Here is a 15,463-nt window from a genome sequence, read left to right as displayed (position 1 = left end):
GCGGCATTTCAGCCGCCGCTTAGGCCCCTACCCAAAAGGCGGCAGTAATTGGCAAATGAGGATCAGTACCCCTCTACTGCGGGGATAGACCGCTGACGAGGGCCCCAGACAATGGCGCTGCGTGGGACGGTAAGCAAGACCCAGCAACCCCTTGGGCTCTTGTGGCCTTGCTTGTCAACCAACCTGAATGGAATTTATCCATGTTGAAGAAATTTGCCGTGATTGGCACGGCATCCCTGCTGGCGCTCAGCCCTTTGGCCGCTCAAGCCGGCCTGACCTTGAGTAGCAGCTATGCGCTGGCGGCTGGCTTGGGCGCATCGAGTAGCAACTTCAATCCTCAAGGCATGGGCTTTGATGCCTCGGCCAATGAATTGCTCTTCGTGCAGCAATCAACGAACAGCATTGTGCGCACAGACTTGAGCGGCAATATCGTCGGCAACCGCACCATCGGAGCGATCCAGTATTCCGGCAGCGGCACGACGAATACAGCCAACCATGTGGTCTCGGTGGCGGCCGACGCGGACTACTACTATTTCAGTGACTACACCGCCAACAGCAACGGCAAGGACATCTACCGAATCGGCAAGACCACCGGGGCCGCGAGCGTCATCTCGGCCGAAACGGCGGCCTTTGGCGGCGACCCGATCGACGTTCGCGGCGGCATGCTCTATCGCACCAATTCATCCTCAACTTACGGTTTCAGCAATCTGCATCAGATTCGCACGTCATCGATCGCCGCCCCCGACACCACCTTGGCCACCTTGACCCTGGGCGGCGCTGGCATTGCCGACTTTGCGGTGGACACCCTGCACTCGTCGATCTGGGTGCTTGACTACCTTGCCAACGCTTCCATCCGGCGCTTTGACATCAGCACCGGCGCTTTGCTTGACACCTATGCGGTGGGCGTAGATGGCCTCACCGCCGGCCTGACCTATGCCAATAACAAGCTCTATTACTACGACTGGAATCAGGGCAATGGCAGCGTTTTGAAGACCTACGCCACCGGCCTCGCAGACGCGCCGTCCGCTGTGCCGGAGCCAAGCTCGCTATTGCTGCTGGGTGCGGCCGTGGGCGCACTCATGCTGGCCAGCCGCCGCAAACAAGCCTGAAATCCAGGCCTTGCGTCGCCATTTGGCGCGAGGCAACGCGACTCAGACGAGGGCTGCTGCGGCAGCCCTTTTTCATCGATTGCCAGCCGCTGCAGCCGGGCCTTGTCGCTCGGCATTCAGGCCAAGCTCAAATGCAATCGACCCCAGGGCAAGGCCTGCACCAGAGAATGCGTCACGACCTGTGGTGCATGCGTCAGCAGCTGGCAATTGGCAATTAGCTTTGCCTAGCCTTTCGCAATTTGAAGGCGGCGAGTAAAGCCAAACCGGCCAACATCATCCCCAATGTCGAAGACTCCGGAACAGGGGAGGTAGAGAAGCGGTAATTGGCCCCTGAAGCCGAGGTGACGGTGTAGTCGCCGGAAAAAGTCGCTCCGTCCACTTTCAAACTCTCGATTCCAGACCAATACACGGTATTGCCAAAGGCCGCCCCTGCTGTGGCTGAACCTTGGCTCGATACGCTGCCTTGCGCGTCGACAATCATGGTCAAAGCGATGCTGCTTACGGCATGCCCGAAGGCGTCAAACTGCAGGCTCGCGACAATCGGGAACAGGTAGCCGTTTACGTTTTGGTCGGGCGCAGGCACAGCGCCACCGGCATAAGCCTCTTTGATCCCTTGATTGGTAAGCCCCACGCCAAGGGCCCCGCCGTAGCCTGTCCAGCTGGCTCTCGCGCCACCAAAGCTGGCGCCACCCCCCGCGGACAAAACCCCTTCGACGATGACGCCGCCAGTCACAGTGACCGTCTTGCCCGCCAGCGCGAGCGAGCTAAATGTCAGGCCATCAGAGAAGGTGGCCTGCGCTCTGGCCGTACCACCCGAGTACTGATTGGCTCCCGCTGAAACCGTGCTGAATGCGGAGAGCTGCATATAGCCAGGGCCGACGCGCGCGTTCGCGTTGTTCAGCTCGGTCGAGCAATTGGCGGAACTGGCCTGAGCCAATTGGCAAGTCGGCGTGACGATGACCCCACCCACGTTGATAGCGTTACCTGTGGTCGTAACGCTTACCTCGGAGGTGAACGACGCACCCATGGCAGCCATAGGCGCCAAGCTGCCCCACAAAACAATCGATCGGATAGTTTCTTGCACGGCCGCTCCTCTGAGTGGAGGTTTGTACAACGGCCGGGCTCACCCCAAGGACAAGCGCACGCACCGGAGTATCAGCAATGCTGGTCAGATATGCCGCCAAGGACAACCCCTAACTTCGTTCACACAAAGTTGAAGCGCCGAGGGAAGTACGGAGGGTCAAGCCATTAAGCGTGAATCCGGTCTGATTGGCAGAAGCACATTTCTGAGCGGCAGCACGTATGCAGGCGGGTCCAGGAGTAAAGGCCAGGTGAAGGCTTCGCGCACCTAGCTGCCGCTGACTTCGCGCGTCAGCTTGAGCAGCATGGGCCGGGCGTATGACGCCATGCAGCGCCCCGAGAACCAACACCCGGGAGCTGCGGCAGGAAAGTGCGCGTTGTTTGTGGATCCCGGAGCGGACGGTGTCGTGTCGCCCCGCCCTTCCCGGCCGCTCAATCCTTCACTTCGACCACTTGTTCGAAGCCGCCGAAGATCATGCGTTTGCCATCGAAAGGCATCGGCGGGTTGCCGGGGGTGGACGGGTCCATGCGCGGGTCTTCCATCATCTTCTTCATACCTGCGTCGCGCGTGGCCTTGTCAGGCCACTCGACCCACGAGAAGGCCACCGTCTCCTCGGCCGTGGCCTGGACTGCGCGGCGGAAGTCGGTGACTTTGCCGTCGGGGACATCGTCGCCCCAACTTTCGATCACACGGATCGCGCCCAACTCGATGAACATCGCGTCGAAATGGCGCGCGTGCTCAATGAACTTCTGCTTGTTTGCGGTGGGCACCGCGATGACAAAACCATCGATATAGGACATGTCTTCGCTCCTCGTTGGCTAGTGGCCGCTCAAGTTCAGTCTAGCTGCTGGCAGGGGCTCATATCTCCAGGGCGTTCGACTGCGGGCCCACAAACAAAGGGCTGTTTGTATCTCATGCCCGCTCAGTGCATCAGTGCCCCGCAATCGCATCGGCCCAGTCGAGCACCAAGGCTTCGATTTGCACGCGATCGAGGCCGGGCTCCAGCTCTTCTGCCGAGGCAAGCTCGCCGGTCGGCAGGGCTTGCAAGCCCTGTTCGCTGCGGGCCCAGGTGAATCGAGCTGCACAAGCGGGGCAAGCCAGATGATCGCCAGCACGGGCACTGCGCGTGCGCACCAGCGTCGGCCCACAGGCCGGGCAGTGTTGCAGCGGAATGCCTTCATCGCTATGGCCAACCACTGCATCGAAAGCACCGGCCCGGCCCATGCGCACAAAGGTCGCGCCCAGCGCCTGATCGAACTGCCGGCCCAACGCTGACTCGATGCTGTCGAGCGACTTGGCGATGGGCATGCCGGCGCGATAGGGCCGCGTACTGGTCATCGCATCAAATGCATCACAGATGCCCACCAGCCGAGCGTCGTGCGGAATCTCTGCGCCGACCAGCCCCATGGGATAGCCGCGCCCATAGGGCATTTCGTGGTGATGATGAATCACGCCGACGACCAGGTCCGCCAAGGGATGGCCAGACAGCATGCGCGCACCCACGCGCGGGTGAGTCTTGACCGTGGCGAATTCTTCATCGCTGAGCTTGCCCGGTTTGCGCAGGATGGCGTCGGGGATGCCCACCTTGCCCAGGTCGTGCAAAAAGCCGGCCATCGCGATGCGACTGGCCTCGCGCGGTGTACTGCCCGACTCCAGGGCCAGCGCATGCGCCATGCGCGCCACACGCCAGAGATGCCCGCCGGTATAGGGATCGCGCGCCTCGACCATCCAGGCCGATACCAGCAAGCTGGCCAGCAAGGCCTGGCGTTGGCTGGCCAGTTCCCGGCGCAGGCCCTGCACCTCAGCCGAGGGCGATTCAGAGTTCGTCATGGTTTTTCGCGTCTTGGTGCAGGCTTGTGCCTGAACCGATGGTCGTCCCAAGCGCTGCTTGGGGAGAGTTCAAAGGCCCAAGTCACTCAGGCTTGGATGGCCCAGGGGGCGCGGCCCCTGAGGCCAATGAAACAGTCGCTCATGCGCCTGGATCGGCATGTCCTTGGACATGGGGTTTCAGGGGTGTGGCGCATGATCGCAGCGTGTGGGAAGTAAAGATTGAGGACGGCCAGGCGGCCAGGCCGTCCATCCGATGCTCAGGCCGCGGCCTTGGCGGTGACGACGGGGAAGTCGATGTCGGTCTGGGCCACGGTGTTGACGTAGTTGGTCAGCACATTGAGGGCCACGTTCAACACGATCTCCAGCACGGCAGCTTCGTCGAAATCGGCGGCGCGCAGCGCAGCCAGATCAGCATCGGAGACGCGGCCACGCGATTCGGCCACGCGGCGGGCAAAGTGCAGCGCGGCGGTGGTGCGGGCATCGTCGGAGCGGCCATCGCGGGCAGCGTCAACTTCGCTCGCGCTGATTTTGGCCACGTTGGTGGCCAGGTAGCTGTGAGCCGAGAGGCAGTAGTCGCAGCCATTGAATTCGGCGATGGTCAGGGCGATGCGCTCGCGCAGTTGCACGCTCAGCTTGCCTTTGCCCAGGGCGCCACTCAGCGACAGATAGCCTTCCAGCGCGGCCGGGCTGTGGCCCACCAGCTTCATCAGATTGGGCACCACGCCCAGTTGCTTGTGGACGGCAGCCAGCAGGGGCTTGGAAGCTTCGTGAGATTGCTCGACGCTAGGGATGCTGATGCGGGACATGTTCAAACTCCGGTGGGGTGATGGGTGATTCGCGCTAGGTATCCGCTGCTTGTTCAGCGAATGACTGAACTGTCGTTGAATCGGCCGATGATTAGAATCACCTGCAAAACCAATACACCATTACGCATGGAGGAACAGTTGGACAGACTGCATCTGATCAATGTCTTTGTGGCGGTGGTCGATGCCAGCGGCTTTGCTGGCGCGGCGCGCAAGCTGGGCATCTCGCCGCCAGCGGTCACGCGGGCCATCAGTGAACTCGAGGCGCACCTGGGCGCACGGCTGCTCACCCGCACCACGCGGGTCGTGCGGGTGACCGAGGCGGGGGCGCGCTATGTGGAGGACTGCCGGCGCATCCTGGCCGAGCTGGCCGAGGCCGACGAATCGGTCAGCGGCCTGCATGGGGCGCCACGCGGTCGCCTGACCGTCACCGCGCCCGTGTTGTTCGGCGCCTTGCATGTGACCCCGGTGGTGACCGAATTTCTGCAACGCTATCCCGAGGTCACTGCGTCCTGCTGGTTCCTGGACCGGGTCGTGAATCTGACGGACGAAGGGGTGGATGTGGCGGTGCGCATTGGGGAGTTGCCGGACTCAACATTGCAAGCCATTCGGGTGGGCAGCGTGCGCCGCGTCATCTGCGCCGCGCCCAGCTATCTGGCCCAGCACGGCGAACCGCAAGAGCCCGAGGACTTACTCGCCCACACCCTGATATCCGCCAATGCCGTGACGCCGGCGCCCGAGTGGCGCTTCAAGGTGGAGGGGGAAGCCCGAACGATCAAGGTGGCGCCGCGCATGCAGACCACCACCAATGACTCGGCCATTGCGGCGGCGGTGAGCGGCTTCGGGCTGACGCGCCTGATGTCCTATCAAGTCGATGCGCTGGTTCGCGGCGGCCAGCTGCGGCGGGTGCTCGAAGCGTTTGAGCCGGCACCGCTGCCCGTGCATCTGGTGCACCGTGAAGGCCGCCATGCGTCTCACAAGGCGCGGGCCTTCATCGACCTGGCCATTGAGCGGCTGCGCGAGCGGCTGGCGCCGCCAGGTTAAGCTGGGGCTGGCCTTAGGCTGCCCTGCTCCACTTAAGCGGGGGAACAGTCCGCCCGACTAAGGCGCAGGCCGAGCCCCGGCCCGTAGCCGGGCCAGCTCAAGGCGCGCTTGCTCGAGTTCGGTGCGCAGCGGCTGCACCGCCTGCTCGATCTCGGCCTCAGTGAAGCGCGGCGTGATGTGTTGCGGGCAGTTCCAGTCGTAGGCCTCCACCGTGATGACGAAGGCGCGCTCGACCTGAGCGCGGTACTGCGGCGGCTTGAGCCGGGCCAGCAAGGCGGAATCCTCGGCCTCACTCACCAGCCGCACCCGGCCGAGAATCTTCAGGCGCCGTTGATTGGCATAGTCCATCAGCATCAGGGAGACGCGGTCGTTACCTGCGAGATTGCCGACGCTGATGTACTGCAAGTTGCCGCGGAAGTCGGCGTAGCCCAGGGTCTTGGCATCCAGCACTTTCAGAAAGCCTGCGGGGCCGCCACGGAACTGGACGTAGGGCCAGCCCGTCTCGCTCACCGTGGCTTGGTAGAAGCCGTCGCGTTCGTGAATGAACTCGGCTTCGCGCTCCGTCAATTCGTCGCGCCTATCTTCAGCCTGGTCCAGCCGGGCGTACGAGGATCGGCTGCCCATGCGGGTCTGCATGGCCCGCACGGCGGACGTGAAGGCAAGGTCGGAATAGGCTCGGCTCATGGTTCGGTCCGGTGGCGTTGATCAGGCTGCAAGGCTTGCAGAGAGTGAACGAACTGTGAGGGACGGTGCGCAAAAGCAGAATGCCTACCCAGCTGAATGGCATGTTTCGCTGGGCGGAACGGCGGAGCACCTTTACCCTGTGCTCACGGCGCCAGGGCTAGTAGAAGTGGAAGCTGCAACCGTTGAGACGCAACCAACATCATGAGCAACAGCCTCGCGAAGGCCGAGTAGCACAGCAGGCCTCACCGCACAAAGGCCGTATCCGCCATGCGCAGCGCATGGAAAGCGAATCTGCGCAGGGAAGCAGGCCAAAGTCATGTGAAACAGGCCAACAGCAGCACAGAGCAAGACCTGACCCCAGCCTTCGCAACACGAAGGCTGGGGTCAGGTCTTGCTGCCGCTGAAAAAAGATCGGAGGCCCGCTATCGCACCCCCTTGAATCGAGGGGGTTCGCGGGAAAGCACCGACAGGTTTGACACACGCCCGTCATCGAGGCTTCGCTATGCTCAGTCGCAGAAATAGCAGCAGAAGTAACTCAAGTTTCAAGCGGATAGATCCCGCCGCCGGCTTGGGTCGTGATCACCCTCAATTAGGTGTCAGTTGCGCGCTGCTGATTCTGAAACGGTGCGGTGCCGCTATTTTTTTCAGCAACCCGCAAACGTTTGCGGATTCTGTGATTTCAATGGTCACAGCGCCTGCTTCAGGCCCTCATCAACTGTTTTTCAACTCTCTGGAGAGCTCGACATGTCATTCAAACCGCTGGCAACTTTTTCCCTGATCGCCTCGGCCGCCTTGCTGGCCGCAGCGCCTGCACAAGCCGCTATTGCCGTCAACAACGCCAATTTCAATTACAGCCAAACGTTTGACAGCTTGGCCGCAAGCGGTGCCAGCAATGCCTGGGCCAATGACAGCACGATTGCCGGCTGGAGCTTGTTTAAAACAAACGCAAGCACTGTGGTGTCGAGCTACATCGCCGACGCAGGCTCCTCCACCGCCGGCGGCATCCACAGCTATGGCACCGACGGCGAGCGCGCCCTGGGTAGCATCGGAAGCGGCAGCTTCGCTATCGGCTGGATTGCTGTGGCGTTTAAAAACACCAGCAATGCGGCCTTCACGGGCTTCAAAATCGGCTTCAACGGGGAGCAATGGCGAGACGGCGGCGCAACGGCGCCAGCGGTGCCAGTGGCCCACAAAATGGCCCTGGAGTATGGCTTCGGCGCGACATTCGCCGCCGTCAGCACCTGGAACGCGCCAGGAGGCAACTTTGACTGGAGCTCCCCGATCATCACCAACAAGTCGAGCGGCGCCACTGTTGACGGCAACGTCGCCGGTAAGGTCACTGGTCTCGGCGGCACCGTGGCCACGACCTGGGCTGCGAATGACACCCTGTGGGTGCGCTGAGTTGAAAAGAACGACGCAGGCAATGACCATGGTCTGGCCATCGACAACGTCAATCTGACGGTTGTCGCTGCCGCAGTGCCTGAGCCGAGCTCTTACGCCATGTTGCTGGCGGGCCTGTTTGCCGTGGGCTTCATGGCCAAGCGCCGCAAGGCCTAAGCCAGGACCGCAGAGCTTGGGCTCTGCGCACCATCAAGGCGGGCGTGCCCTGGGCGCGCTCGCCTTGTCCAAATCCCGCTCCCGCTTATTTCTTCATTGCCCTTCGGCCTGGACGTCCCGGCAGCCGCCCGATCGCGCATCTCCCCCTCTGCTGAATCTTTATGCAAACGCACACTCTCCAACGCGCCATCGCCCTGCTGCTGAGCGCATCCTCAAGCGGCCTGGTCCTGGCCGGCAGCATCAGCCCCGATCACCAAGAATTCGAAGCCACGCTGCATGTGCCCTTCCGGGCCGAGGCGGGTGCTACCGCCGAAGCGCGCCGCTTCACCTTGAAGTTCGAGTACCCCCAGGTCGAACAGACCCAGACGGTCTCTTGGCGCCTGGACTTGCTGGATCCCGCCGGGGCTTTGGTGCAGCGTTGGTACGGGGTGGAGACCTTGGTCAAAGGGGAGCTGGCGGTCAGCGTTGATTGGGCCGGCCGCCAGTTCGGCATGGCCGCAGTCGATGGCATCTACCAGGTTCGCCTGACGGCCAGTTCGGCCGTGGCCGCAGCCGAGCTGCCTTCGGTCGGCGTGATGGCCGACTTTGTGGAAGCCCAGTTGGCGGCGCCCGATGCCGAGCTGGTGGAACAAAGCTGGGACATGCAAGTCGGCCAAATCGCAGCACCAGAGATGCCTGCCTTCAAACCCCTGGCCACCGCACGCAGCGCAGTCGCAGCCCCGGCTGCTAACGCGCGAATGCTGCGCAGCGCACCAGCTTTGAACGCGACAGCGGTCGGCGCGGCAGGCCTGGCCTACACCGTCTACCTCGGCAACCTGCACAGCCAAACCGGCCACAGCGACGGCGGCGGCACGCTGGGCAGTTGCAACGGCGAAAACCAGCCGCAATCGAATATGGGCCAGGGTCCGACCCAGGCCTACCAGTACGCCATGGACCGCGGCCTGGACATTTTGGTGACCTCCGAACACAACCATATGTTCGATGGCGACACCGGCACCAACACCGCGCAAACGCCGGCCTACGCCAAGAATCTCTACCAATCCGGCCTGACTGCGGCGGCCAACTTCAATGCCGCTCACCCCAAATTCCTCGGCGTCTACGGCATGGAATGGGGCACCATCAGCGGCGGCGGCCACCTGAACATCTTCAACTCCAAGGAGTTGCTGGGCTGGGAGTACAACGCCAAGAACGAGTTGTTGGCCGATACCTTCACCGAGAAGAACAATGCCGCCAAGCTCTACAGCCTGATGGCTCAGCGCGGCTGGGTGGGCCAATTCAACCATCCGTCCAGCAGCGGCCAGTACCTGGTCAACGGCGTGGCCCTGGGCTATACCGAAGACGGTGAAAAGGCGATGGCGTTGTGCGAGGTGATGAACACCCCGGCCTTCTCCAACACCACCAACGAGTCCGACAACGGCAATAGCGGCTACGAAGGCGCTTGCAAGAAGGCGCTGGAAGCCGGCTTCAAGATTGCCTTCACCACCAACCAAGACAACCACTGCGCCAACTGGGGCGCCTCTGGCACCAACCGCAACGGCATCTTGATCCCCAACGGCACGCCTTTGTCGAAAGACGCCTTTGTTGAGGCCATCAAGGCACGCCGGGTGTTCGCCACCATGGACAAGACCTCGCAGCTGATCCTGACCGCCAATGGCCGTCTGATGGGCGAGAGCTTCCGCAATGCCGGCCCTTTGAATCTGGTCGCCAATTACGCGCCAGGCGCCGGCAAGGCCGCTGCCACGGTGCAGATCTTCGAAGGCGTGCCCAAGCGCAATGGCACCATCACCCAGCTCTCGAGCCAGGCCGTCAACAAATTCACGCCCACCTTGGGCGAGCATTTCTACTACGCCAAGATCACACAGACCGACGGCAAGATCCTGTGGTCGGCCCCCATCTGGGTCACGCAAGTGGCCGACACCGAAGCGCCCACCGTGACGGCCAGCGTCAGCGGCAGCAGCGGCCAAATCACTTTGAACGCCAGCGCCAGCGACAACGTCGGCGTGACCCGGGTGGACTTCAATGTCGACGGCCAGCTCAAGGGCAGCAGCAATGCCGCGCCCTACGCGATCAAGCTGGACTCCAGCCTGCTGGCCAACGGCAGCCACAGCGTCAACGCCGTGGCCTATGACGCCGCCAACAACGCCGGCAGCTCGGGCAATGTCAGCTTCACCGTGGCCAATGTGAGCGATGTCAGCGCCTCAGTCAGCGTGAGCCGCTCAGGCCTGGTCTACAACCGCGCCACCCAGCGCTTCACCGGCACGATCACCCTGACAGCCCAGCAAGCCATCCAAGGCCCGCTGCAGCTGCAAGTCAATGGCTTGACCAGCGGCGTGACGCTGGACGGCGCCACGGGCGTCCGCGCCGGCTCGCCCTACATCAGCTTGGGCGCTAACGGCCTGGCCGCAGGCGCCAGCGTGACCGTGCCCGTCAGCTTCATCAATCCCGCCAAGTTGAGCATCAGCTACAGCACTCAGATCTTCTCCGGCTCGTTCTAAGCCCGCACAAGGACCCCAACCATGTTCACCACCAATACCCCCGCCACCTTGCTGCGCAGCCTGAGCGCCCTGGCCCTGATCGCCACCGCCCTGCAAGCGCAAGCGGCCGACTACCACGCGGTGATCAACACCAGCGGCATGAGTGGCAGCGCCGCACTGGATTTTCAATTCAACCCCGGTCCTCTGCCCGCCGTCGGCGCCAGCGTCGCGCTGAGCAACTTCAGCGGTCTGCTGGGTAATGTCATCTCGATCGATGGCGACGTGTCTGGCGCCTTGCCAGGCAGCGTTGTGCTGAGCAATAGCAGCGGCTACAACGACCTGTTTCAGTCGGTGACCCTGGGCGGCAGCTTCAGCTTCGACATCAGCTTCTCGGGCGACTTCCGTAGCACCAGTGGCAATGTGGGCAGCAGCTTCGCAGTCGGCCTGCTGGGCGGCAAAAACCTCAGCCAATACCTGGGCAACTCCGGCAGCGATCTGTTTCAGATCGACCTGATGCCCAAGAACGGCGCGCTGCCCGCCAGCATTCGCCTGACTCAGTTGGACAGCAGCATCAGCTCGGTCACCGCCGCGGTGCCCGAACCCTCCAGCTATCTGCTGATGTTGGGTGGCTTGGTGGCCCTGGGCGCCGTGGCGCGTCGCCGCCGCATCGGCTGAACCTCTTCGGCTTGCGGCGCGACAGCACGCAAGGCGGCCAGCAGGGAAAAAGCGAAAGGGGCCATCGGCCCCTTTTTTGCGTTCACTTCAAGCTAGCGACGTCTACCTTGACCGCGCTCGCTGCTGGCGAGTTCGCGCCGGCATCCCTTCACCGCGATAACTTGAACACCGCAACGGCTTGCACCAGCTGCTGCGCCTGACCCTTGAGGCTTTCCGCGGCGGCGGCACTTTCCTCCACCAGCGCGGCGTTTTGCTGCGTGACCCGGTCCATCTGGCTGACGGCTCCGCCCACTTGCTGCACGCCATTGCTCTGCTCGGCACTGGCCGAGGTGATCTCGGCCACGATGGCGCTCACGCGCTGGATTGAACCGACGATCTCACCCATGGTCTTGCCGGCTTGGTCAACCAGCACCGTGCCCTGCTCAACCTGTTCGACGCTGCGGCCGATGAGCGTTTTGATCTCCTTGGCGGCTTCGGCGCTGCGCTGCGCCAGGCTGCGCACTTCGGAAGCCACCACCGCAAAGCCCCGACCTTGCTCGCCGGCGCGGGCGGCTTCCACCGCGGCGTTCAGCGCCAGGATGTTGGTCTGAAAGGCAATGCCGTCGATCACGCTGATGATGTCGCCGATCCTGCGGCTGCTGTCGTTGATGTCCTGCATCGTGGTCACCACCTTGCCGACCACTTCGCCGCCTTGCGCCGCCACGGTCGACGCGTTACGCGCCAGCTGATTGGCCTGATTGGCACTTTCAGCGTTGTTGCGAACGGTGGCGCCGAGTTGCTTCATCGTGGCCGCGGTCTGCTGCAAATTGCCGGCCTGCGACTCAGTGCGTTTGGACAGCTCCAAGTTGCCATTGGCGATCTCAGCCGAGCCCGTTGCAATCGAGCCAGATACCTGGCGCACTTGGCCAACGACCTGGGCCAGGGCTTCTTGCATCGCCCCCAGCGACGCCAGCACGCTGCCGGCCGGGGCATGGGTCGCGCCAAGCACGCTGCTCAGATCACCTGCGGCAACACGTTGCGCCGCTTCGCCCAGTGCAGCGGGCTCGGCACCCAATTGGGAAACGATGTTGCGAGAGATGACCCAGGCCAGACCGATGCCGCAGGCAAGCGCCACCGCCAGCGCGAACAGCATGACGGCACGGAACCCGACCGCCTCTTCAATCGCCGTCTTGTTCGAGGCTTGGACTCGCGTCTCCTCGAAATCGATCAGCTTGTTGATCGAGGCGAGCCATTGCACGTACTGCGGCTTCGCCTTGGTCCACAACAGCGTCTGCGCGCTGGCGTTGTCGCCCTGGTCCACGGCGGCGATGACCGCCTTGGTGGTGGCAACAGCCTCGCTATCGATGGTCTTGATGGCGCCATACAGGCGCTTGAGCTCGGCACCGTCCTCAGACTGGCCGATCAAGTTCTCCAGCGGCAGGGCCGATTCGGCGTAGAACTTTGCCAAGGCATCGATGGTGGACGCTTCGCGCTGCCGGAGCTCAGGCTCGGCAGCCAGCACGTAGTCGCGGGTGGCAATGGCGCGGTCATGCGCCGAGCCGCGGAAGTTGATGGCATAACGCTGAATTTGCGTGTGCTCCAAGTTGTTGGACTGAAGGGCCGCCTCGATGGCCGCAACTTTCAACATCGCGGTGCCAGCGACTGCGGCAAGAATGGCCAGGACGAGGCCAAACCCGAGCGGCAGCCGACGGCTTATTGTCAAATTCGAAAGTTGCATGGGTACTGCTTCCTAGGAGAGGGGCGCGTGGATGGACGTGATGTCGCCGCCGGCAGGCGAAAGCGCACAGACCTCTTCTTCGGCGCGCCCGGCACCGCAGCGCAGGACCGGGCCGGCCAATCTGCGGACCGGCGCGGCCGACTTGCGTTCACGGCGCTCGGCGCTCGGCGCTGACGCCCGCTCAGTTGCCATCTTCGACATCGACATCGACATCGACATCGACATCGGCAATGAACTGAAGCGGAGGTACCGCGGCCAGCAGGGCCGAGGGCGGCTTGCCGGTCCAGCGCTTGAAGGCGCGAGAAAACGCGCGCACATCGGAGAAGCCGGTCTGCTGCGCGATCTCGAGGATCGGCCGTCTTGCACTGGCCAGGAGCTCCATCGCGAGCGCTTGGCGCGCGGCGTCAAGCAGGCCGCGATAACTCAGGCCTTCTTGTGCCAACTTGCGCCGCAAGGTGCGCTCGGCCACGTTGAGCGAGCGGGCCATGTCGGCCGGCGCCACGGCCAAGGGCAGCGCGCGCCGAATAGCCCGCTCGACCGCCAGGCCCAATGCCGACGGACTGCCGGCCTCATCTGCCCCCTGCCCTGGCTCGCGCGCCAGCAGCTGCAGCGATAGGCGATAGGCCATGGCGTTCGCCATCGGCAAGGGGTGGGCTAGCCATGCAAGCTCCGTCGCCAAGACATTGCGGCGGCACCCGAAGTGCACGGGGCAGGAGAAATGGGCTTGGTAAGCCGCCGCATTGGCTGGCCTTGGGCGCACCAGTTCAACAAAGGACGGCGCGTAGTTCGCGTCGCTGACTTGCCGGCGAAGCCGCACCGAGCCTGCAAACATGATGTCCACCAAAAAGGGCGCGATGTCTTCGCTGCCGAACACGGGTTCAGCAATCACCAATTGCAAGTTCTCGCGGCGCTCCTCGTGCACCGCCATGAGGTATCCCGCACTGCCGGGGAATTGCAATGTCAGCGCGATGGCATCGCCCAGCGTCGCGGCGCCCATCAGCCCCAGCGCCATTGCGCCGCGCTGGGTGATACGCGTGTGAGCCCCCAGCGTCAGGCCGAGGTCGGGCGCATTCAGCAAGCGCAGGGCCCGACGCACCACGGTGTGCGCTTCGTCGAGCAAGACCGTGAACCCCGGCACGTCGAGATCGGATGCCACCAATCCCAAACCGCGCAAAAGCGAGTTGCCTGCGATGCCTGCCACTTCGGCCGATTCAACCAGCGGCATCAGGTACACCGGTGCGATGCGACTGTTTAAGGCCAGCACGCCGCCGGGTCTTTCAGGGTGGGCAAAGGCTGTTGAAGCTTGGTCCACGTCAACCTTCCCTCCGGCATGCCAGTCGCCAGATCAAGTGGGTGTGCATTAAGCGCTTGGCGCGCGAGTCGCCCGAAGGCGCCCCCCGAACAATGCGGCGGGCGCGACCTGGCGTCTGTGCTGCGGCGAACATTGGCGCGCCGGCGCTGACTCCGCCCAGCCCGCCTTGATGCACTTGCCGCCACACAAATCGCCCGATCTGGGCGGCTAGAGCCCATGCTTGATCGCTCTGAATTCGACGGACGTCAGTTGCCGCGATAGGTGGAGAAGCCAAAGGGGCTCAGGAGCAGCGGCACGTGATAGTGCTGCTTCGCGCTTTCAACCCGGAACACCACCGGGATCTCCGGGAAGAAGCTGGGCTGCTTTTGCCGCGCATAAAACTCGCCAGTTCGAAAGACCACGCGGTAGTCACCTGCGGCCCATTCATTGAGTGCTGCGGCCGGCACCAGTGCGCGAATGCGGCCCTGCTCGTCCGTGGTGCCACTGCCCAGCGGCTGCCAGTTGCCGCTGGCTGCACGGCGCTCAAGATCCACTTGGATGCCCGGGCTTGGCTGCCCCGTCTGCAGGTCGAGCACATGGACGCTCAGTGGGTTCGGGTCGGCCGCCAGCGCGGGCGGGGCCATTCCAGTCATGGCGGCGACGAAGAGAACTGAGGCGATGAGTTGAGGACGCATATCGAGACTCCAGGGTTGAATGAATAGTCAGGGTTGAGCGGCAAAGATGGCGGCCGCAGTGCCGGCGCAGGCGTCGTCGTTCTCCGGCCCGCCGCCTCCGGCGACGCCGAGGGCGCCGACCACGGCGTCGCCGCGCTTCAGCGACACACCGCCGCCCAGGAGCAGCAGCTCGGGCAGGTACTGCAGCGCGGCGGTGTCGGGCTGGCTGCGGGCCTGTCGGCCCAGGGCCAAGGTGGACTGGCGTGTCGACAATGCCGTGAAGGCTTTGCGCCGCGCCGCTTCCAGGTTGTGAGGGCCGACGGCGGGGCTACGCGACAGCATCAGCGTCTGGCCGCTGGCATCGACGACAGCCACCGCGACCTCGCGACCCAAGCCCTTGCACGCAGAACGCGCCGACTCGGCCAGGCTCTCGGCGGCGCGAAGACTGAGCGCACTGTCGGCGTGGGCGCTGCCCGCCAGCAAACCGGCAAGCAGCAGAAAAGAGGCATAGTTTGAAGGCATGC

Annotated in this window: 14 protein-coding genes and 1 pseudogene; 6 read left to right on the top strand and 9 right to left on the bottom strand. The window is 63.5% G+C overall.

What is annotated here, in order from left to right; genetic code table 11:
* Positions 1–200 precede the first annotated feature (200 nt).
* The gene (locus AT984_RS00600; RefSeq protein WP_058718452.1) at positions 201–1,109 is read left to right on the top strand and encodes a PEP-CTERM sorting domain-containing protein; all 909 of its coding nucleotides are present in this window, start codon (positions 201–203) and stop codon (positions 1,107–1,109) included.
* A 214-nt stretch (positions 1,110–1,323) separates the two neighbouring features.
* Here the strand turns inward: AT984_RS00600 and AT984_RS00595 are convergent, their stop codons facing one another.
* The 4 genes from AT984_RS00595 to AT984_RS00580 form a co-directional block, all read right to left on the bottom strand.
* On the bottom strand, positions 1,324–2,193 hold the full coding sequence (locus AT984_RS00595) for a PEP-CTERM sorting domain-containing protein (protein WP_156421839.1): 870 nt from the start codon (positions 2,191–2,193) through the stop codon (positions 1,324–1,326).
* Positions 2,194–2,621: 428 nt separating this feature from the next.
* Entirely contained in the window at positions 2,622–2,990 is a 369-nt protein-coding gene (locus tag AT984_RS00590; RefSeq protein WP_058718450.1) for a DUF1428 domain-containing protein, read from the bottom strand.
* 130 nt (positions 2,991–3,120) lie between these two features.
* A complete protein-coding gene (locus AT984_RS00585; RefSeq protein WP_082679674.1) occupies positions 3,121–4,020 on the bottom strand; it encodes an HD-GYP domain-containing protein in 900 nt (299 codons plus the stop codon).
* Positions 4,021–4,277: 257 nt separating this feature from the next.
* A complete protein-coding gene (locus AT984_RS00580) occupies positions 4,278–4,826 on the bottom strand; it encodes a carboxymuconolactone decarboxylase family protein (RefSeq protein WP_058718449.1) in 549 nt (182 codons plus the stop codon).
* 138 nt (positions 4,827–4,964) lie between these two features.
* On the opposite strand from AT984_RS00580, the gene AT984_RS00575 reads away from it, so the two are divergent.
* Entirely contained in the window at positions 4,965–5,867 is a 903-nt protein-coding gene (locus AT984_RS00575) for a LysR family transcriptional regulator (protein WP_058721974.1), read from the top strand.
* Positions 5,868–5,924: 57 nt separating this feature from the next.
* Here the strand turns inward: AT984_RS00575 and AT984_RS00570 are convergent, their stop codons facing one another.
* A complete protein-coding gene (locus tag AT984_RS00570) occupies positions 5,925–6,551 on the bottom strand; it encodes a pyridoxamine 5'-phosphate oxidase family protein (protein WP_058718448.1) in 627 nt (208 codons plus the stop codon).
* Positions 6,552–7,151: 600 nt separating this feature from the next.
* Here AT984_RS00570 and AT984_RS00565 point away from each other — a divergent pair.
* The 4 genes and pseudogenes from AT984_RS00565 to AT984_RS00555 all read left to right on the top strand — a co-directional run bounded on the left by AT984_RS00565 (position 7,152) and on the right by AT984_RS00555 (position 11,257).
* Positions 7,152–7,952: a PEP-CTERM sorting domain-containing protein gene (locus AT984_RS00565; RefSeq protein ID WP_156421837.1), complete on the top strand. Its 801-nt coding sequence runs from the start codon at positions 7,152–7,154 to the stop codon at positions 7,950–7,952.
* Between the two features lie 30 nt (positions 7,953–7,982).
* Positions 7,983–8,108, top strand: a pseudogene (locus AT984_RS23895) (PEP-CTERM sorting domain-containing protein); the annotation flags it as partial.
* A gap of 161 nt (positions 8,109–8,269) precedes the next feature.
* The gene (locus AT984_RS00560) at positions 8,270–10,603 is read left to right on the top strand and encodes a CehA/McbA family metallohydrolase (protein ID WP_197418210.1); all 2,334 of its coding nucleotides are present in this window, start codon (positions 8,270–8,272) and stop codon (positions 10,601–10,603) included.
* Between the two features lie 21 nt (positions 10,604–10,624).
* The gene (locus AT984_RS00555) at positions 10,625–11,257 is read left to right on the top strand and encodes an NF038129 family PEP-CTERM protein (RefSeq protein WP_058718446.1); all 633 of its coding nucleotides are present in this window, start codon (positions 10,625–10,627) and stop codon (positions 11,255–11,257) included.
* A gap of 148 nt (positions 11,258–11,405) precedes the next feature.
* Here the strand turns inward: AT984_RS00555 and AT984_RS00550 are convergent, their stop codons facing one another.
* The 4 genes from AT984_RS00550 to AT984_RS00535 form a co-directional block, all read right to left on the bottom strand.
* Positions 11,406–12,974 carry a methyl-accepting chemotaxis protein gene (locus tag AT984_RS00550; RefSeq protein ID WP_058718445.1) on the bottom strand — a complete coding sequence of 523 codons (1,569 nt, stop codon included), beginning with the start codon at positions 12,972–12,974 and terminating at the stop codon, positions 11,406–11,408.
* A 181-nt stretch (positions 12,975–13,155) separates the two neighbouring features.
* Entirely contained in the window at positions 13,156–14,286 is a 1,131-nt protein-coding gene (locus AT984_RS00545) for an AraC family transcriptional regulator (protein ID WP_156421836.1), read from the bottom strand.
* A gap of 245 nt (positions 14,287–14,531) precedes the next feature.
* Complete coding sequence (gene uraH, locus AT984_RS00540) at positions 14,532–14,960, bottom strand: hydroxyisourate hydrolase (RefSeq protein ID WP_058718443.1); 429 nt, start codon at positions 14,958–14,960, stop codon at positions 14,532–14,534.
* A gap of 27 nt (positions 14,961–14,987) precedes the next feature.
* Positions 14,988–15,461 carry a heme-binding protein gene (locus tag AT984_RS00535; RefSeq protein ID WP_058721973.1) on the bottom strand — a complete coding sequence of 158 codons (474 nt, stop codon included), beginning with the start codon at positions 15,459–15,461 and terminating at the stop codon, positions 14,988–14,990.
* Positions 15,462–15,463: the final 2 nt, after the last annotated feature.

Origin of the sequence: Paucibacter sp. KCTC 42545, from assembly GCF_001477625.1 — a bacterium.
In the GTDB taxonomy this organism is placed as follows: domain Bacteria; phylum Pseudomonadota; class Gammaproteobacteria; order Burkholderiales; family Burkholderiaceae_C; genus Paucibacter_A.
The sequence above is the reverse complement of the archived record's forward strand: the minus strand, read 5'-3'. Positions and strand labels throughout refer to the sequence as shown.